Origin of the sequence: Aulosira sp. FACHB-615, assembly GCF_014698045.1 — a bacterium.
Lineage (GTDB): Bacteria > Cyanobacteriota > Cyanobacteriia > Cyanobacteriales > Nostocaceae > Nostoc_B.
On sequence record NZ_JACJSE010000005.1, the window covers coordinates 280,176 to 301,508 of the forward strand.

Annotated in this window: 19 protein-coding genes and 1 tRNA gene; 14 read left to right on the forward strand and 6 right to left on the reverse strand. The window is 42.4% G+C overall.

Annotated features, from left to right (window positions below; genetic code table 11):
- Positions 1-25: 25 nt before the first annotated feature.
- Positions 26-98, reverse strand: a tRNA-Ala gene (locus tag H6G77_RS10700).
- A gap of 47 nt (positions 99-145) precedes the next feature.
- Between H6G77_RS10700 and H6G77_RS10705 the strand changes: the two genes are divergently transcribed.
- The 12 genes from H6G77_RS10705 (at position 146) to H6G77_RS10760 (ending at position 9,551) form a co-directional block, all read left to right on the forward strand.
- Positions 146-1,054: a rhodanese-related sulfurtransferase gene (locus H6G77_RS10705; protein WP_190871546.1), complete on the forward strand. Its 909-nt coding sequence runs from the start codon at positions 146-148 to the stop codon at positions 1,052-1,054.
- 328 nt (positions 1,055-1,382) lie between these two features.
- A complete protein-coding gene (locus tag H6G77_RS10710; protein ID WP_062293044.1) occupies positions 1,383-1,574 on the forward strand; it encodes a hypothetical protein in 192 nt (63 codons plus the stop codon).
- Between the two features lie 763 nt (positions 1,575-2,337).
- On the forward strand, positions 2,338-2,670 hold the full coding sequence (locus H6G77_RS10715; protein ID WP_242049185.1) for a pentapeptide MXKDX repeat protein: 333 nt from the start codon (positions 2,338-2,340) through the stop codon (positions 2,668-2,670).
- A gap of 338 nt (positions 2,671-3,008) precedes the next feature.
- A complete protein-coding gene (locus H6G77_RS10720; RefSeq protein WP_190871547.1) occupies positions 3,009-3,629 on the forward strand; it encodes a thioredoxin family protein in 621 nt (206 codons plus the stop codon).
- Positions 3,630-3,635: 6 nt separating this feature from the next.
- Positions 3,636-4,325, forward strand: a complete 690-nt coding sequence (locus tag H6G77_RS10725) for a cytochrome c biogenesis CcdA family protein (protein ID WP_190871548.1) — start codon at positions 3,636-3,638, stop codon at positions 4,323-4,325.
- 201 nt (positions 4,326-4,526) lie between these two features.
- Positions 4,527-5,015 carry a DM13 domain-containing protein gene (locus H6G77_RS10730; protein WP_190590504.1) on the forward strand — a complete coding sequence of 163 codons (489 nt, stop codon included), beginning with the start codon at positions 4,527-4,529 and terminating at the stop codon, positions 5,013-5,015.
- A 209-nt stretch (positions 5,016-5,224) separates the two neighbouring features.
- The gene (locus H6G77_RS10735) at positions 5,225-5,833 is read left to right on the forward strand and encodes a cytochrome b/b6 domain-containing protein (protein WP_190590503.1); all 609 of its coding nucleotides are present in this window, start codon (positions 5,225-5,227) and stop codon (positions 5,831-5,833) included.
- Between the two features lie 10 nt (positions 5,834-5,843).
- Positions 5,844-6,566, forward strand: coding sequence for a molybdopterin-dependent oxidoreductase (locus H6G77_RS10740; protein ID WP_190871549.1), 723 nt, complete (start codon positions 5,844-5,846; stop codon positions 6,564-6,566).
- Between the two features lie 41 nt (positions 6,567-6,607).
- Entirely contained in the window at positions 6,608-7,420 is an 813-nt protein-coding gene (locus tag H6G77_RS10745; RefSeq protein ID WP_190871550.1) for a DUF928 domain-containing protein, read from the forward strand.
- Positions 7,421-7,451: 31 nt separating this feature from the next.
- Entirely contained in the window at positions 7,452-8,354 is a 903-nt protein-coding gene (locus H6G77_RS10750; protein ID WP_190871551.1) for a DUF928 domain-containing protein, read from the forward strand.
- A gap of 24 nt (positions 8,355-8,378) precedes the next feature.
- Positions 8,379-9,137, forward strand: coding sequence for a DUF928 domain-containing protein (locus H6G77_RS10755; protein WP_190667962.1), 759 nt, complete (start codon positions 8,379-8,381; stop codon positions 9,135-9,137).
- Between the two features lie 186 nt (positions 9,138-9,323).
- A complete protein-coding gene (locus H6G77_RS10760; RefSeq protein ID WP_190871552.1) occupies positions 9,324-9,551 on the forward strand; it encodes a hypothetical protein in 228 nt (75 codons plus the stop codon).
- 209 nt (positions 9,552-9,760) lie between these two features.
- Here the strand turns inward: H6G77_RS10760 and H6G77_RS10765 are convergent, their stop codons facing one another.
- Both H6G77_RS10765 and H6G77_RS10770 read right to left on the reverse strand, forming a co-directional pair.
- A complete protein-coding gene (locus H6G77_RS10765) occupies positions 9,761-12,892 on the reverse strand; it encodes an efflux RND transporter permease subunit (protein WP_190590497.1) in 3,132 nt (1,043 codons plus the stop codon).
- A gap of 324 nt (positions 12,893-13,216) precedes the next feature.
- Positions 13,217-14,782 (reverse strand): efflux RND transporter periplasmic adaptor subunit, encoded by a 1,566-nt coding sequence (locus H6G77_RS10770; RefSeq protein WP_190871553.1) that lies wholly within the window; start codon positions 14,780-14,782, stop codon positions 13,217-13,219.
- A 530-nt stretch (positions 14,783-15,312) separates the two neighbouring features.
- Here H6G77_RS10770 and H6G77_RS10775 point away from each other — a divergent pair.
- Positions 15,313-16,284, forward strand: coding sequence for a sodium-dependent bicarbonate transport family permease (locus H6G77_RS10775; RefSeq protein ID WP_190590495.1), 972 nt, complete (start codon positions 15,313-15,315; stop codon positions 16,282-16,284).
- Between the two features lie 4 nt (positions 16,285-16,288).
- The gene (locus tag H6G77_RS10780; protein WP_190590494.1) at positions 16,289-16,597 is read left to right on the forward strand and encodes a P-II family nitrogen regulator; all 309 of its coding nucleotides are present in this window, start codon (positions 16,289-16,291) and stop codon (positions 16,595-16,597) included.
- Positions 16,598-16,669: 72 nt separating this feature from the next.
- Here H6G77_RS10780 and H6G77_RS10785 read toward each other — a convergent pair whose 3' ends face one another.
- The 3 genes from H6G77_RS10785 to H6G77_RS10795 form a co-directional block, all read right to left on the reverse strand.
- Positions 16,670-17,800: a CO2 hydration protein gene (locus H6G77_RS10785; RefSeq protein WP_190590493.1), complete on the reverse strand. Its 1,131-nt coding sequence runs from the start codon at positions 17,798-17,800 to the stop codon at positions 16,670-16,672.
- Between the two features lie 76 nt (positions 17,801-17,876).
- A complete protein-coding gene (locus H6G77_RS10790; RefSeq protein ID WP_190871554.1) occupies positions 17,877-19,370 on the reverse strand; it encodes an NADH-quinone oxidoreductase subunit M in 1,494 nt (497 codons plus the stop codon).
- Between the two features lie 106 nt (positions 19,371-19,476).
- Positions 19,477-21,333 (reverse strand): NAD(P)H-quinone oxidoreductase subunit F, encoded by a 1,857-nt coding sequence (locus H6G77_RS10795; protein ID WP_190590491.1) that lies wholly within the window; start codon positions 21,331-21,333, stop codon positions 19,477-19,479.

The window sequence follows — 21,333 nt, forward strand, 5'->3', positions numbered from 1 at the left end:
ACACCCTCACACCCATGATTAAAAATGGAGGTTAGCGGACTCGAACCGCTGACATCCTGCTTGCAAAGCAGGCGCTCTACCAACTGAGCTAAACCCCCGTACAATTAAAAATATTGTACCTGAAGATTGTTCCATTTCCAAAGGGATGAACCAAGAAAATACCCAAATTGTTGCAGCATTTTATAAATTTGTCAGTTTGCCTGACTTTGCCGAGAAACAAGAACCCTTACTGTCTTTCTGTTCAGCACAAGGTATTAAAGGGACAATTTTGTTAGCAGCAGAAGGTATCAACGGCACAATTGCGGGTTCGCGTCAAGGAATTGATGCTGTTTTTGCCTATCTAGGTAGCGATCGCCGTTTAGCAGATTTAGAATACAAAGAATCTTACGCTCAAAACCCACCTTTTGAACGAATGAAGGTGCGTTTAAAGTCGGAAATTGTAACTTTAGGTTTGCCAGAAGTTGACCCCAATCAACAAGTAGGTATTTACGTCACTCCAGCCGAATGGAATGAATTAATTTCTGACCCAGAAGTGACAGTAATTGATACGCGCAACGATTATGAAGTCAGAATTGGAACTTTTCAAGGCGCGGAGAACCCCCACACACAATCTTTTCGAGAGTTCCCAGAATATGTCCAGCATCACCTCGACCCAAATCAACACAAAAAAGTAGCTTTGTTTTGTACGGGGGGGATTCGCTGCGAAAAAGCTTCGTCTTTTATGCTTGCTCAAGGATTTAGCGAAGTTTATCACCTCAAAGGTGGCATTTTAAAATACTTAGAAGAAATTCCCGCCACCGAAAGCTTATGGGAAGGTGAATGCTTTGTCTTTGATGAGCGAGTAGCTGTGAGTCATGGTTTGGAAATTGGTAGCCATGAATTGTGCTTTTGTTGTGGACATCCAATTTCTGACAAAGATAAAGCCTCGCCTCAGTATGAAGAGGGTATTTCTTGTCCCTACTGTTTTGAGCAACTAACGGAAGAAAAACGAGTCCGTCAACAAGAAAAATGGCGACAGTATCAACTTCTGCAAGCTAAGGATGATGTTTGTTGAAGTCGGGCGTAAAAGTTAGGGGTGTAGGGGTTTAAGGGGGTAAGGGTGTAAGAGTTTTGGATACCTACACCCTGGTGACAGAACGCAGTCGAAGCAGAAGTTATTTATGGTTGAAGCACCAGATTAGACTGGGTTACTACTCAGCACTCAGCACTCAGCACTCACCCATCCATCAGAGGTATATCTTGCCTATACCCCGTGTAATTTTTAATTCATCCCATTGCCGCATGACGAGATAGTGCAATTCCAAGTATTATCACTACCAAATTTGGTAGATGATTACTTATATCAAAGCTGTTTCAAAAATTTTTGCTTCGGAGTTGTAAAAATGTACGACAAAAGCGACATAGAGATAATGATTGAGAATATGAGTTTATCTGGTGTGCTTAGTATACTTTCGCAGGTCTGTTACGAGAAAGCCGAACATTTGAGAACTAATTGGCAAGACGTAGAAACAGCGAGAACATGGGAGAAAGTTGGTAGAGCCGTTGGTAAAATCAAAATCAAAACCGATTTATAAATTCCCTTAACCCCAAAAATCGGGTTTTTGTTGGTAGCTGTGACGATACTATGAGTGCAGTAGTTCCCAAAAACCCGATTGAAGGAAGATTGCTGATACCAAGTTGCAATCAAAGATAGTAATTTGGGCTGGGAGTAGGGAGTAGGGAGTAGGGAGTAGGGAGTAGGGAGTAGGGAGTAGGGAGTAGGGAGTAGGGAGTAGGAGTACTATTTCTGAACGCAACTTAGTATGAGTACTGAAAAACTAACGCCGTGTGCGACTTTCTCTCAAACCTAACCCCCAACCCCTTCCCTACCAGGGAAGGGGAACAAGATTCAAAGCCTCTCTCCGTTTCGGGGAGAGGTTTGGAGAGGGGTTTCAAGAATAAGTCGCACATCGCGTAAACTAAGTTTTTAGGACAGGGTGTAGAGAAGGGTAAAAATGCTTTGCTGTGAGCATCAGTCGAACGGTGTAGTATTCAAAACCCTTAAACCCCTTCACCCTTGCACCCTTACGCCCATTCTCAACAGCCAAAACTTGGAGCGTAAATCATACAATATATCTGGAAGTCTTGACTTTTTGCGTAATCTCCAACGATATTAGTGTACTAATCAATAGACATTTCTCAATCAAAAGATGAAGTCAGATAGTTAAGTAAAATTAATTTTTGCAAAGTAATTAAAAAAAAAAGTTAATTTGTTATCAAAATCTGGCTGCATCCGTATGATTATACAGGATGATCCTTGTCTATTTATTTAGTAAGACTTTTAAGGGGTTCCAAAAGATGATGAAGTTAAAATTTGTTGGTGTGATTGCGAGTCTTGCATTGGTTGGTAGCTTAGTTGCTTGCTCTGGCGCTAGTGATACAGGTGGTTCAGGTTCACCTACGGCTGCTCCTGCTTCTAATACTGGTGGCGACGCTATGAAGAACGAAGGCGGCGCTATGAAGAAAGACGGCGACGCTATGAAGAAAGATGGTGACGCTATGAAGAAAGACGGCGACGCTATGAAGAAAGATGGCGACGCTATGAAGAAAGATGGCGACGCTATGAAGAAAGATGGCGACGCTATGAAGAAAGAAGATGGGGCTAAACCAGCACCAACCAGCACACCCTAATGTTTGCGTCGGTGAGGATACATTGACTAAAACAACAGTTTTTACATCTTTAAATTAAGAAGTTTGTATCCTGAAGCCACTTGTGCATACAAGCATTGCTGAAAAACTTTTTGTAACCGTTCTGGAAAATCGTTGATGTAAAGTAGGTAATTTTTTATACGTTGAATTTTAAAGTTGGAAAACTTTGTCAACACAGGTAAAAATTACCAAAGCAATTAATCTATTTATGGGTGCGTTATCTACGCACCCTTTTCTCCGAAAAGTTGTTTCGGTATCTCCGTAATTATCCGAGACCAAAAAGTATTCAACTATATCTTCATAATCACAAGGATTGCTTTATGGATAGACATTTCATCAAGCGTCGCCGACTGCTTACCTATCTGGGGTTAGGAGCGATAGGAGCAGGTGGAGTGGCGATCGCATCTGGATGTTCTGAGAAAAGCATTATTTCTACACCTAAAACCGTTGCTCCGTCTGCTAACTCTAGTACTCCAGCGCAAAATACTACCGCCGCCTTACCTCCTGATGCAAAACTGCTCCCAGAATTCCAAGGCATTTCTCAGTGGCTCAACTCTTCACCCTTAACCACTGCTGACCTCAAAGGTAGTGTGGTGTTAGTGCAGTTTTGGACATTTGCTTGCATTAACTGTCAGCGTACCCTGCCTTACGTGACCCGTTGGCATCAAGAATATGCCGATAAAGGCTTGAAAGTTGTTGGTGTCCACACACCAGAGTTTGCTTATGAAAAAGTGGTCAACAACGTCAAACAAGCTTTGAAAAAGCACAAAATTAACTATGCAGTGCCAATAGACAACGAATTTCAAACTTGGAATGCTTATAAAAACGAATACTGGCCGCATTTGTTTTTAGCAGACCGCCAAGGGGTAATTCGTTACGATCACATCGGTGAAGGTGCTTATTCCGATACAGAACAAATGATCCGTCAGCTTTTAGGATAGGTTGAGATGGCAATCACTTCCCTATCGGCCGGGTTAGCAGTTTTGGCGGGGGCGTTAACGGTACTGTCACCTTGTGTTTTACCGGTTTTGCCCGTGTTAGTGGGGCGATCGCTTTCTACCCACCGTTATGGGCCTGTAGCCTTAGTAGCGGGTTTAGTGGCTGGATTTGCCACAGCCGGGAGTTTGCTAGGAATTGCCAGCAGTTGGTTAGCTGGGTTGGCTAATACTCTGCGCTATGTGGGGATATTTATTTTATTGTTCATGGGTGTGTTAGCAATCTTTCCCAAGTGGAGTTATTTGCTGCTGAGTTATTTGCAATTAGGCAGAATTAAAAGAAACACAGGGGTAGGATTGGCAGGAGAGTTTTGGTTAGGCACTCAGCTTGGTTTATTGTGGACTCCTTGTGCTGGGCCTGTATTGGGGAGCATTTTAATTTTGGCAGCCAGCAAGCATGAAGTTTTTGGGACATTTGCACTTTTATTGGCGTTTGGTGTGGGGGCTGCGTTACCGTTATTAGCGATCGCTTATGCTGGGCGTTATGCCAGCCAATATTTGCTAGGGTTGCGATCGCGCAGTGAAATGTTACATAGAGTCGGTGGTGTTTTAGTAGCCGCATCTGCGATCGCTATTCTCTTGGGTTGGGATGTACAGATTCAACTGTGGTTAGCTCCCATGTTTCCCCGCCTACCACTGTAAATTCTCTAACAAGCAAATAAAATTTTCGAGGCAGTTTATAAAAACTTGCTAAATTTTCAGGGTTTACAGCTACTTTCAGTGTAGTTAATAGTAACTTCATGGTAAGTTGCAATCATGACTACATGAAAAAATACAAAAAATTGAGCGCAGTACTTACAAACTGCGCTCATGTTTCGATGAAAATTGGGAGGCTTTGGCGCGATGCACCGACAATTACTAATTTTGAGTTTGGCAACTGTAGCGATTATGGGTTGTACAACACAAGTACAGACAAAACCGACCGAAAATTCTACAATTCCAGGTGTAAAAAGCGTTCAAACCACAGAAACCACAACTTCCACAACTGCAACCCCAAATACAGTTGTCAAATCCGGTAACTTTGTCAAAGGAGAACATATTACTCAAGGTAATGCCCGCATCATTACCGAAAATGGTAAAACCTTTTTAGAATTTGATCAAAACTTCAAAACCGATAGCGGCCCAGACTTGTTAGTTATTTTACATCGCCAACAGCAACCCAAAATTTACGGCATCACTGAAAAAGAGTACGTCAGTTTGGGGCGTTTACAAAAAACCTCTGGTAGTCAACGCTATGACATCTCCGAGAATATCAAGGTTGCAGATTTTGCCAGTGCAGTAATTTGGTGTCGGACTTTTAACGCCACCTTTGGTTATGCTGCCTTCAATTAATCATCTGACAACAAATTAATCCTTGAGTCATCAATATTCATTGGGAATAGATAAATAGTTTTGTAATCATTTTATTACTAATCTCAATAACGCATAAAGTTGCGAAATAAACCTGATATAAGTATTAGTGAGTAATTTTTCAACAATCAAAATAAGGCAGTAGAACACCTGAAACATTTTAGATTTGAATACAAAAATTAGGATTTTCTATGGCTGCTTCAAAAGCTGGTAAACGTAGCAAACCTCCGGCGGGGCCGAAACAAGAGTTGGCGGCTAAAATCTTTCACGGTCTCAACATCATCAGTTTAATCTTGATGATTGGCAGTGGCTTGCAAATTTACAATGCTAACCCTGTATTTGGAGGTAGGGGCGGATGGACATTTCCCCGCACATTCTTACTGGGGGGATGGTTAGGTGGGGGACGCAATTGGCACTTTGCAGCGATGTGGTTGTTTGCGCTGAACTTATTAGTCTATGGCGTTTACATATTTTCAACAAAGCGGTGGGAAAAGCGGTTTGTTTCCCAAGGTGACTTACAGGTTTTACAAAAAGGGCAGAATCCCAAACGGAAAAACTATGCTTGGCATCGGTTAATTTATACCGGAATTGTACCAGTATTAATTCTAGCGATCGCCTCCGGTGTGGCAATGTATAAACCAGCCCAACTGCATTGGTTATCTGGATTATTTGGCAGTTGGCAAACCTTAAGAGTAATTCACTTTATTACCGTACCCATAGTTATTATCTTTGTCATTGGTCATTTTCTGCTATCCCAAAAAGTTGGGGGCTATCGTCTGATTAAATCAATGTTTACTTAAAAGAGGTGGTATGGAAGAATTTAAAGCACAGCGCCATCTATTGACGCGCCGTCGCTTGTTGCAACTATCGGGAGTTTCCAGTATGGGTTTACTCCTCAGTAGTTGTGGTACAAGTTTACTCTCCGAACCAGTGGGTAAATTAACAGAACCACTGAACCTGAAAGTTGGGGAATTATTACTCAAACCCCAAACACCAGTTCCAGAATTTCCCATTAGTGCGATCGAACCAAATGCACTGTTAATCAATAGCTTTAATGGTACGCCTCAAATTGACACTGACAAATTTCGCCTAATTATTGATGGTGAAGTTAATCAGCGACTGCAATTGAGTATGGCAGATATTCAAAAATTGCCCTTTAACTCAATGGTAATTCGTCATGTGTGCGTCGAAGGTTGGGCGGCGATCGTTCAGTGGGGTGGTGTGCGCTTGAGTGATTTAATCAAATTAGCCCAACCAAAATCTCAAGTACGTTACGCCTACTTTGAATCTGCTGATACCTACTACGAAAGCTGGGATATAGCCTCTACACTACACCCTCAAACCTTGTTGGCTTACCAAAAAAATGGTCAATCCTTATCACCAGAAAACGGTGCGCCCTTACGTCTAGCCTCTCCCATCAAACTGGGTTACAAACAATCTAAATGGGTAACTCGCGTCACATTAACTAGTACTCTCAGCAGCAGAAAAGGATATTGGATTGACGAAGGTTATGAGTGGTTTGGGGGAATATAGTTGAATTTATGCAAAATCCGCAATAGTAGGAGTATATTTTGATGCCTGTTACCATGTTGCAAAAAATCTGGCTCATATTTCTTACAGCAACTTTTGGGTTAACTGTTCTCTCTCCTACTCATATTGCAATAGCCCAGCCAAAAAAAGAAATTTTGCCAAATAATCTGGGACAGCCTAAAAGAACAGTCCAGTCTGCTGCTCGTGTGAGATTAAATCTACCACCATCTTTAGGCAAGCCAAATCGCCGAGTCCCAGCAGCCACCAGAGGAGGAAGTTGCATCGCTAACAACCCAAAACTCACCGCCTTAATTCCTAAGTACGATACAGCATTAACAACTATCGGCAATCCCACGTTATATTTCTTTATTCCGCAAAATACTGCTGCTTATCTAGAATTAGTGATTCAAAACGAAAATGACAATGAGCAACCAGTTTACCAGCAGAAATATCAAACCAATACTAAATCTGGAATAGTAGGAATTAATTTACCACCAAATACTTTAGCCCTGAACCAAAAGTATATATGGAATTTCTCGGTGATCTGTAATCCCGAAAATCCGGCTTTAAGCAAAGTTGTCCAAGGTACTATCCAACGTTTTGAAAACCCTTTGCTAATGAAAAAACTAGCACAAGCTACTTTGCAAGAGCGTGTGCAACTCTATGCAGAAGCTGGAATTTGGCACGACGCTCTTGATACTTTAGCAAGATTGAGATCCTCAAGGCCAAATGATTTTAAAGTCAAAGCGGATTGGGAAGCATTATTAACAGCACCAGGAGTAGAGTTTGATCAACAACTAGTACAGAAACCTTTAATTCCTGCAAAAGAAACTCCAAAACTGTTGTTAAATAATTGAGAAATATTTCCCCATAGCAGAAATTAAACAGATGATCTCCCTCAAACTACAAAAAATCGGGACAACAATCTTAGCCACTACAGTTGGTATGACAGGCATTTTGTCAGTAAATACCGTACTAGCAAGCGAAAAAATTATCTTTGTTCCTCCGGTTGGTAGTCCACGGAGATTGATCCCAGCAGGAACCAGGGCCTATGAACCCCTAGATGAAGGGAATGCAGGAAATATAGATATTCAAACACAGCCAGCACCAATAGTAGCACCTCCTGGTCGTGTTAGAGGTAATCCTAATGGTATCGAAAGGAGAATTCCGCCAGCGCAGAACACTAACCCAGTACCAGTTACAGACCAGTGTTTACAAGGTAAAATACCTTTTACAGCTTTAATTCCTGAATCCCAACTAGGATTAACCACACTTTCCAATCCAAGCTTGTTTTTTTACGTTCCCCAAACTTCTGCACCAGAGTTAGAGTTAGTTGTTCAAAATGAAACTGAGCAAGAGGTTTACACACAGAAATATAAACCAAATAACAGAGCTGGCATAATTAGCATAAGGTTGCCTATTAATTCGTTAGCAGTTAACAAACAATACAAATGGACATTTTCTGTAATATGTAATCCTACAGATAAATCTCAAAATAAGGTTGTAGCTGGTGTAGTGCAACGTGTCCTACCAGACTTGCAACTAGTCAAAAAATTACAACAAGCAAACCGACAAGAACGTGCAGTTTTGTATGCAGCCGCAGGTATTTGGCATGATGCCCTTGCAAATGTGGCACAAAGACGTTACTTGTTTCCTAAAAATCCCGAAATAGCATCTGATTGGCAAGAATTGTTAACGACACCAGGTATCAGCTTAAATCCACAAATCGTCCAGCAGCCTTTAATTTCTCCACCAGCAGCATTACAGCCTAACAACAAGTACAAATTTTAAGCTCTAACCCAGAAGTACATAACTATGAACAACCTTTTATCACGAAAATTGTTGTCTACCACAATCTCTGCAATTGTCGGATTAGCAATTGTCAGTTCTTTAGTACCCGTACAAGCAGAAGTGAAGATTAATTTACCAGACTTAGGTAAAGGCCCTGGTAGAAGAGTTCCAGGGGGTTCACGCGGGGTAAATTGTGTTGCGAAGAATCAAAATTTGACTGCTATTGTGCCGATTTCAAATATTGGACTCACCACTGTAGCTAACCCTACCTTATATTTTTATATCCCGGAAAATAAAGCACCGGAAGTAGAATTAGTAGTTCAAGATGACAATGAGCAAGAGGTACACAAACAAAAGTACAAACCCAATGGTAATGCAGGTGTAGTTGGTGTGAGCCTCCCAGATAATACCCTTGCTAAAGGTCAAAAATATCGATGGAATTTTTCAATTATTTGCAATACTCAAGACCGTTCTTCAGATAAGTTAGTTCAAGGAACTATCCAACGGGTTGATAATCCACAATTGATGAATAAAGTAGACAACGCTTCTTTGCCAGAACGTTTAAAACTTTATGCTGATGCTGGCATTTGGCAAGATGCTCTTAATACTTTGGCACAGTTACGCTACTCTAGCCCTCAAGATTCGGCACTCAAAGCTGACTGGGTAAGTTTATTAACAACAGAGGGCGTAAAATTAGACACTGAAGTGGCTGAAGCACCATTAGTTCCAGAAACAAATCTACTCCAACCAATCAATCAGACCTCGGAAGTGACTACACCTTAATTCCAAGACTGAAACTTCATCATCAAACTAACTGTAGGGTGCATCAGCAGCGATGATTCCGAAGAAATCAAGGAATTTTCCAAATCTGATGCACCCTAAAAATTGATAATGTGCATACTCAGACAATCTTCTCCCTATTAACAATTGTGGCGGTATTGCCAGCATTGTTTATCAGAGGAGAATATCATGACAACACAATTCTACTCTCAGTTAATTGCCTCCTCTCTGGCATCTGGATTAATTGCCTTTGGTTACTCTTTACCTGGCTTCTATACCGCCACAACTCTCACTAATATGACTGCCACATCTGAAATCAATCGATCATTAAATCAGATGTCTGCATCTCATATACAACCAGATTTGATGGTTGATGGGGGTTTTCCTGAACGCCTAGTGATTGCTGGTAGTCGTTAATCAGGCTAGGGAACTTGGTATCAGAACTTATGCAGAAAGATTGTCTGTTAAGAATGGTTGTAATACAATTTCACTTTATAAAGTGATATAGATATAAAAGTAGCGCCTCGACTTCGCTCGGCGAACAAAAAAAGAGGCGCAGAGAAAGTGATTTTTATCAGTAATTTTGTGAATTGGTGTAAGGGTTGTGAACACCTACACCCCTAGATTTAGATTGTTTCTTCGTGACGTGGTTTAATTAATCGTTCTGTTAGTGACTTAATCACAATGTATAAGATAGGAACAACAAACAAACTTAAGAATGTCGCAATTAACATTCCACCAAACACGGCTGTTCCTAAAGATTGACGGCTACCTGCACCAGCACCGGTGGCTACAGCCAAGGGAAAAATCCCTAAAAGTGTGGAAAAAGCTGTCATCAAAATTGGACGCAACCGTTCTTGAGAAGCTTCTATGACGGCTTTGGTAATTGATAGCCCTTGTTCTCGCAATTGGTTGGCAAATTCCACAATCAAAATTGCATTTTTACTTGCCAAACCAATCAACATTACTAAACCAATTTGACAATATACATCGTTAGGAAAACCCCGCATTGATTGGGCTAACAGTGCGCCAAAGATTGCTAAAGGCACTGACAGCATAATAATTAAAGGGTCGATGTAGTTTTCATATTGAGCCGCTAATACTAGGAATACAAAGACCAATCCTAAACCAAAAATCACAGGAGCTAAACCGCCAGAAGCGAGTTCTTCTAGAGATGTACCTGACCACTCATAGCCATAACCAGGGGGTAAAACTTGTTTTGCTACCTGTTCCATTTTTTGGATAGCATCTCCAGAACTAAAGCCTGGTGCGGCGGCACCGTTGATTTCAATGGAGCGGAATAAATTATAGTGGTTAATGGTTTGCGCTCCGGTGGTGGGAGTAATTGTTACTAAATTACTCAAAGGAATCATTTCGTTTCGGCGGGAACGAACGTAGAGTTTACCGATATCTTGGGGGTTAGAACGAAACTGTTCATCAGCTTGGACATATACCCGATAGTTGCGCTGCTGGAGGTTGAAGTCGTTGACATATTGCGACCCCAAGGCAGTTTGTAAGGTAGTAAAGATATCATCTACATTCACTTGCAGGGAGTTGGCTTTGTTTCGTTCTACTTCTACAAGTAGCTGGGGTGTGTTAGCAGCAAAGGTGGTGAATACACGTTGCAGTCCGGGGGTTTGATTGGCACGACCAAGCAATTGACCCATTGATTGCACTAGGTTATCTAAGCCGCCGTTACCTCTGCGGTCTTGGAGTTGAAAAGTAAAACCGCCAAAGTTCCCTAAGCCTTGAATGGCTGGGGGGTTGACAGCAAAGACTCTGGCTTCGGGAATGGCGAAAAACTTGCCTTGTAGTTTACCGATGAGGGCTTGGACTGTCTGATCTGGTCGTTCACGTTCACTCCAAGGTTTGAGGGTAGTAAAGATAATACCACTGTTGGCAGTACTTCCACTGAAACCAAAACCACCAACTGCAAAAGTTCCCACGACTTCGGGAAGTTGTAGGATTTCCTGTTCAACTTTGGACATGACATCGCTGGTGTATTGCAGCGATACTCCTTGTGGCCCTTGAAGAATTGTGATGAAGTAACCTTGGTCTTCGTCGGGGAGGAAGGCTGTCGGGACGCTGGTATACAACCAAGCAGTCATCCCCAAAGAAACGATAAATAGACCGATAATCACACTTTTAATGCGTGTGAGAAAACCAAGCGATCGCTGATATCCTTGTCTTACCCACTCCAAAAATCTGTTAATCTGGTTAAAAATCCAGCCCAGCCAACCTGGAGGTGTTTGTCCTTGGCGCAGTAGCAAAGCACACAATGAAGGTGTGAGTGTCAAAGCCAAAAAAGTGGAAATGGCAATGGAGAAAGCGATAGTTAAGGCAAATTGCCGATATAATGCCCCTGTGGTTCCTGGAAAAAACGCCACTGGAACAAACACCGCCATCAACACCAAGGAAGTCGCAATTACAGCCCCAAATAATTCTGCCATTGATTCACTAGCGGCGCGGCGGGGATTGATGCCTTTATCTTGAATAAATCGGCTAATTTGCTCCACTACAACGATCGCATCATCTACCACCATCCCTGATGCCAGTGTCAAACCAAACAAGGTCAAACTATTAATCGAAAAGTTAAATACTTTAACGAAAGCAAACGTCCCCACTAAGGCTAAGGGAATCGTCAGTGCTGGAATCAATGTGGTTCGCCAGTCTTGCAAAAACAAGAAAATTACAATCACAACCAACACTACAGCTTCAATCAGAGTCTTCACAACTTCGGCTAAGGACTCTTCCACAAACAAAGTTGTGTCAAAAGCTACCTGATATTTCATACCTGGTGGAAAACTCGGAGCCAATTCCGCCATTGCCGCTTTCACACCCTTGGCGACATCTAAGGCATTACTTCCAGGAACTTGATAGATACCCAAGCCGACAGCATCCTTAGCGCGAAATCGCAAAAATGTGTTGTAATTTTCTGCACCTAATTCTGCCCGACCAACATCTTTGAGTTTGACTAAAGTCCCATCATCTTCGGTTTTAATCACAATTTCTTCAAATTCGGCGGGTTCTGTGAGTCGGCTGGCAGCACGCACATCAATTTGATACTGTTGTCCCTGGGGTGCAGGTTCTTGACCAATTCTGCCTGCACCAATTTGCAAGTTTTGTTGCGCTAATGCTGTGGTGACATCTTCTGTGGTTAATCCCCGTGTCGCTAACCGATTGGGATCTAACCACAGGCGCATCGCATAACGGCGTTCACCAAAAATTCTGACATCTCCCACGCCTTTGACTCGCTTGAGTGCATCCGCTATGTACAAGTCAGCATAGTTGCTCAAAAAAGTGTTGTCATACTCTTTATTTTCGGTATATAAACCAATTGCCAGGAGAATATTGTTAGATTGCTTACTGACCCTAACTCCCGTACGCTGCACAACATCTGGCAATTGTGCCTCAGCAATGGAAACACGATTCTGCACATCAACAGCAGCTAAGTCTTTATCTCGTGAAGCATCGAAAGTAATTGTAATATTGCTTGTACCGTCGTTGCTGCTGCTGGAGGTCATATATTTTAGACCTTCAACACCATTAATTTGTCTTTCTAACAGATTAGTAATACCGCTTTCGACAACTTCGGCACTGGCTCCACTGTAGTTGGCTGTAACGTTAATTTGTGTAGGACTAATATCGGGAAATCGCGCAATGGGCAGTGTGGGAATACTAATTAATCCCACCAGCAGGATAATGATTGCACAGACCGTAGCAAAGACTGGTCGCTTGATGAAAAAATCAACAAACATAGGTATTAGGTATTAGGGAGTAGGGAGTAGGGAGTGGGGAGTGGGGAGTTGACAGGTTTAGGTTTTTACGTTCTGTCCCAAAAACATTGATTTAGGGTGTAGGGGTGTAAGGGGGATAGAACTCTAATTAAATCTTGATTTTTAGAGTCGCTACTCATCACTCTGTTAAAAACCTACACTTTTTAGAGAGTAGGGAGTAGGAATACTGATAGGTGTAGGTTTGTTATCCAAGGGTTAGTCAGAACTTTCTTAAACGCAGTTATCAGCTTTTTCTTCCTTATCTCCTGGCAAGCATGATTCTAAAAAAACTACACTCATAAAAAATTAGGGGGTGGGAGCGATGGGTGCGCCGTTGGTTAAGTTGAGGATGCCTGAAACTACAATTTTGTCTCCAGCTTGGAGTCCTTCTAGGACTTGGTAATTACTACCTTCAATAGCTCCTAATTTGACTGGTTTTTGCAAAGCTACTAAAGATGGCGCTCCGGGTTTGGGATTTTCTGGTGCTTGCGCCACAAATACAAATGCTTCTCCACCAAGGCGGGATACTGCTGTGACAGGCACTAAAATTCCGGGACGTTCAGCCCAAATGATTTTTGTTTGGACTAACTGGCGGTTCAATAGTAGTCTGTTGCCATTTCTAAAGGTGGCTTTGGCTAAAACTGTTTGCGAAGTAGAATTGGCGTTGGGTGAAATAAAACTAATGTTACCTGTAGCGGTGGCTTGTCCTTGAGCATCAAGCATCTGCACTGGTAAACCGATGCGCACTCGCTGGGCTTGGGTGAGGGGAACCGCGATGTTTAATTCTAAGGAGTCATTTCTGGTGAGGGTGGTGAGGCTGTCGGCTTTGCTGACAAATTCGCCGACTCTTACCGGGATATCGCCTAACAGTCCAGTAAAGGGAGCGCGGACGTTGGTGTATTGCAATTGTACTTCGGCGGCTTTGACTTGAGCTGCGGCTTGGGTAACTTGCGATCGCGCTTGGGCTATTTCTTCTTGACGGGGGCCATTTTCTAGTTGTCTTAAGTTTTGTCTTTGCTGCTCAACAGCTGCTTCTAATTCACTAATATCTGAACGTCTACCTTTGCTGAGTTGCTCTAGGCGTTTTTGTGCTACTACTAAGGCGGCGGCGGCGCTGCGTTGTTCTTTCAAATAGCCTTCCATCTGATCTTCGGAAATTGCGCCTTGTTTTTGCAGGTTGCTGTAGCGTTCGGCGCGGGATTTTGCTAGTGCTAAGTCAGATTTAGCAGATTCTATTTGAGCTTCGGCTTGGGCCATTTCTTCGGGACTGGAGCCTGTTTGAGCATCCCGTAAACGCGCTTGGGCTTGTGATAGCTGCGCTCTGGCTTGGGCAATTTCTTCTGAGCGTGTGCCTGCTTTCAGTTCTGCGAGACGTGCTTGGGCTTGTTCAAGAGAGGCTTTGGCTTGGAGTAACTGTGCTTGAGCATCATCACTTTGCAAGCGAATCACTACTTGTCCTTGAGAAACGCGATCGCCTTCTTGAAATACAATCTGGGTGATGCGTCCGTCAATTTCTGGTTTGAGTGTAACTGAGCGTGGTGCATCCAAAGTCCCAACTAATTCTGACGTTTCCTGAATTTTTGCATCTTCAACCGTGGCTAATTTCACTGGAACTCCCATCGGTTGACCAGCAGCAGCCCCAGCAGGTGCATTATTCCCTTGACTAGTTTGCCACCAACGCCAACCAACACCAAGACCTGCAATTAACAACACCACACCTAAAATTACAGGCCAAGGCCGCTTTTTATTAGCTATGGAGATCAGTTTTGGTTCAGATGGAGAATCTGTTGGTTGAGCCTGATGAGAGTCCGTAGTAACAGGCTGTTCTATTTCAAGCGGAAACTGTGAATCAGGTAACTCAGATTGGGACATGGTTTTTCATGCAAGTACTTGCTTGCATTATATCTGGAGGAGACCAAAATGTGTATAAACTAAGTCAGGCAATGGCGATCGCGGCAATATCAGCTTTTGTAGTTTTAGCCCCTAAATTTGTGGGTGTAATAATAAGTTTTAATTATTTATAATTTCAGTAAAAACCTTATTTATAGGTAAAATGTAGATAAATAGAAACTATTGTTCGCCGAAGAGTTCCATCGGGAGTACCTAAAAAAACTCCAGTAATCAACACCAGCATAAAATTACGCTAATTCACCAAATTCCGCGTCCTTCTGACGATAGAAATGTGTGTTAGCAAAACAGGCAAGAAAGAGTGCTGAGTAATGAGTATTGAGTGATGAGTAAAAAATTGAATCCTACTGACTAGCCTGTAACCTATAACCTGTAACCTATAACCTCTAGCCCCTAACCTTGCTGAATATATTCCCAAGAATTTTCGATGTGTACGATATTACCCTAAACTTGTTTATGAGTATTCAGCTAATTTTTGGAGGCATGGTGGAATTATGGATGTCAGCTTGATTGTATCCAACATCTTAAATCCACCTGTGTTAGCTTTCTTTTTAGGTATTTTGGCAGTATTAGTTAAAACAGATTTAGAAATTCCCGCACCAATACCGAAATTATTATCGTTGTATTTGTTATTTGCCATTGGGTTCAAAGGTGGAGTGGAACTGGTTAAAAGTGGAATTACTCAATCAGTTATCCTGACGCTTTTAGCCGCGATGTTAATGGCTTGTGTTGTTCCTGTTTACACATTTTTTATTCTGAGAATTAAGCTTGATACTTATAATTCAGCTGCGATCGCAGCTACTTATGGCTCAATTAGTGCTGTGACTTTTATTACTGCCAGTTCTTTTTTGACGCAACTGGGAATAAGTTTTGATGGGTTTATGGTTGCAGCTTTGGCATTAATGGAATCACCAGCCATTGTTGTAGGGTTAATATTAGTTAAGGTTTTTACAGTTGATGAAAGCGATCGCGAATTTAATTGGTCAGAAGTATTACAAGAAGCTTTTCTCAACAGTTCGGTCTTTTTGTTAGTTGGTAGCTTATTCATGGGTATTCTCACCGGAGAACATGGTTGGCAAACCTTAAAACCCTTTACCCAAGATATGTTTTATGGCGTGCTGACGTTCTTTTTATTGGATATGGGACTTTTAGCTGCCAGAAGAATAAAAGATTTGCAAAAAACTGGGTTTTTCCTGATTTTGTTTGCGATACTAGTACCAATTTTCAATGCTGGCATAGCTTTATTAATTGCGAAAGTTATTGGAATGTCCCAAGGAGATAGCTTGTTATTCTCTGTGCTGTGTGCCAGTGCATCCTACATTGCTGTACCAGCAGCTATGCGCCTCACCGTTCCAGAAGCGAATCCAAGTTTGTATGTTTCAACGGCGTTAGCTGTGACTTTTCCTTTTAATATCATTGTCGGCATCCCGCTCTATTTATACGGCATTAATCTATTTTGGAGGTAAGATTATGCAGCCTGTAAAACGGATAGAAATCTTTGCCAATTATGTTGAACTCGGTAAAATTTTAGAATCTTTAGAAAAGGCAGGCGTAAAGGGGCATTCAGTTATCAAAGATGTAGCCGGCAAAGGTACAAGAGGCACCATCACCAATGATTTAGCAATGACAATGCTAGACAATGTTTATATCATTGCCTTTTTTCCACCAGAAAAATTGTCTTTGGTAGAGTCAAATGTCCGACAAACTCTAAATAAGTTTGGCGGAGTTTGCTTTATTTCTGATGCAATTGAAATTGAGACTACTAGATGTGTGGGGTGAGTGAAAGAGGCTAGAGACTAGTCAGTAGGATTAAATTTTTTACTCAGCACTCAGCACTCAGCACTCAGCACTTTAACTATTGACATCACTTAAGCGTGAGGTTGTAAATCTATCCATCCACTTTTCTAGGTAAATTCGGTTGGCATTTTGTTCAGATGGTTCTTGAGTGTCCGCAGGATAAGGCATCAATCCTAAAATTGCGGCGGTAGTGACGCAAAACATGGACTTTTGGAAACTAATACAGATTTGTACTCGTAAATCATCTTCCCCACGCGGACGACGACGATAAACAGCGTGCAAGTATTCTGGTAAATAATGGCGCATATCCTGCATTAGCAAGGTAGGCGGAATACCAGCACCGCCAATCGGTAAAGGATCAGCGTACAATGCACCATACTGGAATCGGCCTTGATCTGGGGAAATTTGATAAGCTTGGGCATTGTAAGAAACTGTGCCGTGAAATGGAGTTCCCCGGAAGAAAACAGCCTCAACATAAGGTACGGCTGTATCTCCTAAAAATGTTAAACCAACACTTTTAGGGATAATGTCGTAGGCTTTATCTTGAATTTTGACAGAATATGTGATTGGCTTGAGGGCATCGGCTACCAAACCTGCTTTAATGTGGTCTACAACTTGGGCAATTGATGTAATTTCGCCGTTGTCGTAGCGGTCAGATAAGGTGAGGAAAATATCAGCCATGACGCGCCAAAATTGACCCAAGCCACTGTAGTAAGCCGAAACTCGCAATTGTTCCGTTAAAAAGTCAGGGAATAATTGGTTTACTCCTAAAACAAAGGGATTATTTTTAAATTTAGCGGTGATTACTGCTTTGGCGCGTTCTTGAAATTCTTTAGTATCTAAGTAAGCATCTAAGCCGCCGCCACCATGCCACATCATGGCTTTCATACAATATTCGGCATATTCGTAATTTATGCGATCGTGCCACCAGTGACGCAGTAATTTTGCCACAGAAAATTCGTCATTAAAGTATTTAAAAAAGGGGAAAAATACTAAAAATTGATGGTCAGCAATGTAGATAAGATTGTTAGAGTAGGCATCTAAAACCACACCATAACTTTTGAGGATGCCAACTACTTCTAATACATTTTCTTTGCTGTCAGGCAATAATGCCCCACCTGTTTGTAATCTTTCTACATACTCAGCTAAAGGATGTGAGCCGGGTTTATTTTTAATAGTTACCATTGCCAGTTCTCCAAATTGGGAATGAGTCAATAAAAAGGCAAAAGTAAAAAAAATTTACTTTTTGCTTTTTTACTTTTTACTTTAATTTTTCTACCGAGACTGTTGCCACTACCTGATCTACATTCATCATGGCGGTAATTGTGGGTTCACTCCAGCGAGATAACCAAGCAGGTTGAATACCAAAAATCACAATGATTACAGCTAACACGACAGATGGCAGGCGATCGCTCCAGTAAACTCGTGGTAAATTATCTACCTGTGCAGACAAGCGTCCAAAGAATGCCTTGTTCATCAGAATTAAGAAGTAAACCGCCGTCAAACCAGTTCCCAGCATCGATATTAAGGTTTGCACTGGGAAAACAGTAAAACTGCCCCGGAAAATCACAAATTCTGAAATAAATCCGACCATCCCAGGGATACCTGCACTGGCCATCACTCCCAAAACCATCAAACTACCAATCACCGGCATTCCGCGTTCAGGATTTAATAAGCCGCGAATCACGTCTAAATCACGGCTACCTGCTTTTTTGTATATTACGCCAACCAACAAAAACAGCAGGGCAGAAATCAAACCGTGGCTAATCATTTGCATCACAGCACCCAAGACACTCAGAGGTGTAGAAGCCGCCGCCGCTAACAATACATAACCCATGTGTCCAATTGAACTATAGGCTACCATTTTTTTCATGTCCGTTTGGGCGATCGCGCAAGATGCACCATAAAGCACACTTACGACTGCCCAAGTTGCTAACCAAGGCGCGACATAACTCCAAGCATCGGGTAACAAGTTCATCCCAAACCGCAGTAAGCCGTAAGTCCCCAATTTCAACAGCACTCCAGCTAACAATACAGAAATGGGTGTAGAGGCTTCAACGTGGGCATCAGGCAACCAAGTGTGGAAGGGAACCAGTGGTATCTTAATCCCAAAACCGACCAAAAGCCCTACTAGCAATAAGATTTGTGTGGCTAGTGGTAAAGATGCTGCATTCAAGTTAGCTAAGGCAAAATTGGAACCACCACTCAGCCAAACCATACCCAGGAAACTTGCCAAAATCAAAATCCCAGATATGGCTGTGTAAATTAAAAACTTGGTGGCGGCGTAACCTCTTTTCGCACCACCCCAAATAGCAATTAGCAGATACAGGGGAATCAGTTCCAGTTCATAAAATAGGAAGAATAACAGTAAATCCTGTGCCAAAAAAGCACCTGTTACCCCTGTGCTTAACAGTAATATGAGCGAGTAATACAGTCGGGGACGTTGCTGGGAACTATCGCTGCTAGAGATAGCAATACAAGTCAACAGTCCATTTAACACCAGTAGCGGCAAAGATAAACCATCAATTCCAAGGTTGTAACTTAACCCGATGGCATCTACCCAAGGAATAAACTCACTAAACTGTTGACTAATTTCTCCTGGGTTGAATTGAATGGCGAGAAAAACTGACCACAAAAAGGTAGTACCAGCACAGACAAACGCCATAACACGGGCAAGTTTGCCATCCAGAACAGCAGGCCAAAAACCAATGATGATTGCGCCTAACAATGGCAGCACAATTAATGCACTCAGCATAGTTTCGAGAGAATTAGGGAATGGGGAGTAGGGAATTGGGAGTAGGGAGTAGGGAGTAGGGAGTAGGGATTAGTATTGTTTACTCAGCACTCAGCACTCAGCACTGTTAAAAATGCAAGTTGTTCAGCAGTCCTAATGACCAACTGATGAAGAAACCCAAAATGCTGATCACAACCAGGATGGTGAACATATAGCCTTGAGATTGGCCAGAAATGCTGTACCTTAAACTTTGCCCACCAAAAATGGTGAAAATACCCACAAAGTTTACTAAGCCATCAACAAGATAGCGATCGCTCCAAGCCGATATCCTAGATAAAAAGGCGACTGCCCCAACTACTGTCACCCGATAGATCCTGTCTATGTAAAAATCGTAACCCAACAAGTCTTGTAAGAATCGCCATACCAAAATTCTGGATCTTGACCAAGCTTTATGCAGGTACATTGTTGAACCAATACCTACTCCAACTACAGTCGAAACCAGCAATGTTGATACTACATACCAATTAATACTTTCCCGGCTGGGCAGTAAGTACCATTGCTGAAGCATCAGGGGTAGTAGTAAGGTCATGATGGTCAGCGTTACCATTGGCAATGCCATCTGCCAGCCGACTTCCGGTGTACGGCGAGTTTTTTGCTGTGGTTTACCCCAAAAGATTAAGCGAAATACCCGCGTCAAGTTTAAGGCTGTGAAACCATTTACAATGACTAAAATGGCAATTACCCAAGGGCTAATAGCCACCAAACCATCAGCCCAGGACAACATTGCCCAAAAGCTTCCCAGTGGCAGTAATGTAATCATCCCAGCCGCACCCACAACAAAGGCGGTAGTGGTAGCTGGCATCCGCGACCATAAACCGCCCATTTCAGTTAAATCTTGGGTATTGGTGGTATAAATTACCGAACCCGAACTCATAAATAATAATGCTTTGGCGATCGCATGGGTCAACAGCAGCATTAAAGCTACGCCTCCTTGCTGCATCCCTACCGCCAAAAACACCAGTCCCATGTATGCACTAGTGGAGTGGGAGAGCGATCGCTTAATATCAATTTGAGCCAAAGACACCAAAGTGGCCCCTACTGCCGTCACTGAACCCATGACTATCAGCGCATTCAACGCCACTGGTGATAAAGCCAAAATTGGTTGCAGTTTGTAGAGTAGATAAGCACCACCAGCGACTACCAGCGAATTTCGCATCACCGAAGCTGGGTTTGGCCCTTCCATCGCTTCATCTAACCATAAATGCAAAGGAAACTGAGCGCATTTACCTGCTGGCCCCGCAATTAATCCTAAACCTAGTAATGTAGAGGCCACTGGGCTTAATTCTGCGGTTTGCGCCCACTCATACAAATCCGAAAAATTCAAACTGCCAGCCCAACTCGAAAGCGTCACCACAGACATCAGCAACAACAAGTCGCCCACCCGCTTAGTTAAGAAAGCATCCCGCGCTGCTGTCACCACCAAAGGTTGTGCGTACCAAAAACCCACCAGCAGGTATGTAGATAGGGTCAGGACTTCGAGCAAAGCATAACTGAGAAATAAAGAGTCACTAACAGCTAAACCACTTAATGCCGCTTCAAAAAATCCCAGTAGCCCAAAAAAGCGTGCTAAAGACCAATCTTTTTCTAGATAGCCCAAAGCGTAAATTTGTGCCAACAAACTTAAGCCAGTGATTAAAACAGTCGCCCCAATACTCACAGGCGATAGTTCTAATGCAAAGGATAAGTTTAAATCTGCCGCTTGAAACCAACTAACCAGTAAATTCTCTGGTTCTCTGTCCCAAACATCTTTAAAGACAAACAAGCTATGGGCAAAACCCAAAACAGTAGTCAACAAGTTGATATAAGCTGCTGGTCTAGGGCCTGTCCTTCTAATGACTCCCATCGCCCAGGGCAAAGTTAAAAGTGCGCCTATCAAGCTATACAAAGGCACACACCAACTTGTTGAAAATAGAAACTGATTCAT

What these genes read in the sequence shown, in the direction of transcription:
- H6G77_RS10705 (WP_190871546.1), top strand. Translation starts at nt 146, where the DNA reads ATGAACCAAGAAAATACCCAAATTGTTGCAGCATTTTATAAATTTGTC.
- H6G77_RS10710 (WP_062293044.1), top strand. Translation starts at nt 1,383, where the DNA reads ATGTACGACAAAAGCGACATAGAGATAATGATTGAGAATATGAGTTTA.
- H6G77_RS10715 (WP_242049185.1), top strand. Translation starts at nt 2,338, where the DNA reads ATGATGAAGTTAAAATTTGTTGGTGTGATTGCGAGTCTTGCATTGGTT.
- H6G77_RS10720 (WP_190871547.1), top strand. Translation starts at nt 3,009, where the DNA reads ATGGATAGACATTTCATCAAGCGTCGCCGACTGCTTACCTATCTGGGG.
- H6G77_RS10725 (WP_190871548.1), top strand. Translation starts at nt 3,636, where the DNA reads ATGGCAATCACTTCCCTATCGGCCGGGTTAGCAGTTTTGGCGGGGGCG.
- H6G77_RS10730 (WP_190590504.1), top strand. Translation starts at nt 4,527, where the DNA reads ATGCACCGACAATTACTAATTTTGAGTTTGGCAACTGTAGCGATTATG.
- H6G77_RS10735 (WP_190590503.1), top strand. Translation starts at nt 5,225, where the DNA reads ATGGCTGCTTCAAAAGCTGGTAAACGTAGCAAACCTCCGGCGGGGCCG.
- H6G77_RS10740 (WP_190871549.1), top strand. Translation starts at nt 5,844, where the DNA reads ATGGAAGAATTTAAAGCACAGCGCCATCTATTGACGCGCCGTCGCTTG.
- H6G77_RS10745 (WP_190871550.1), top strand. Translation starts at nt 6,608, where the DNA reads ATGCCTGTTACCATGTTGCAAAAAATCTGGCTCATATTTCTTACAGCA.
- H6G77_RS10750 (WP_190871551.1), top strand. Translation starts at nt 7,452, where the DNA reads ATGATCTCCCTCAAACTACAAAAAATCGGGACAACAATCTTAGCCACT.
- H6G77_RS10755 (WP_190667962.1), top strand. Translation starts at nt 8,379, where the DNA reads ATGAACAACCTTTTATCACGAAAATTGTTGTCTACCACAATCTCTGCA.
- H6G77_RS10760 (WP_190871552.1), top strand. Translation starts at nt 9,324, where the DNA reads ATGACAACACAATTCTACTCTCAGTTAATTGCCTCCTCTCTGGCATCT.
- H6G77_RS10765 (WP_190590497.1), bottom strand. Translation starts at nt 12,892, where the DNA reads ATGTTTGTTGATTTTTTCATCAAGCGACCAGTCTTTGCTACGGTCTGT.
- H6G77_RS10770 (WP_190871553.1), bottom strand. Translation starts at nt 14,782, where the DNA reads ATGTCCCAATCTGAGTTACCTGATTCACAGTTTCCGCTTGAAATAGAA.
- H6G77_RS10775 (WP_190590495.1), top strand. Translation starts at nt 15,313, where the DNA reads ATGGATGTCAGCTTGATTGTATCCAACATCTTAAATCCACCTGTGTTA.
- H6G77_RS10780 (WP_190590494.1), top strand. Translation starts at nt 16,289, where the DNA reads ATGCAGCCTGTAAAACGGATAGAAATCTTTGCCAATTATGTTGAACTC.
- H6G77_RS10785 (WP_190590493.1), bottom strand. Translation starts at nt 17,800, where the DNA reads ATGGTAACTATTAAAAATAAACCCGGCTCACATCCTTTAGCTGAGTAT.
- H6G77_RS10790 (WP_190871554.1), bottom strand. Translation starts at nt 19,370, where the DNA reads ATGCTGAGTGCATTAATTGTGCTGCCATTGTTAGGCGCAATCATCATT.
- H6G77_RS10795 (WP_190590491.1), bottom strand. Translation starts at nt 21,333, where the DNA reads ATGAATCAGTTTCTATTTTCAACAAGTTGGTGTGTGCCTTTGTATAGC.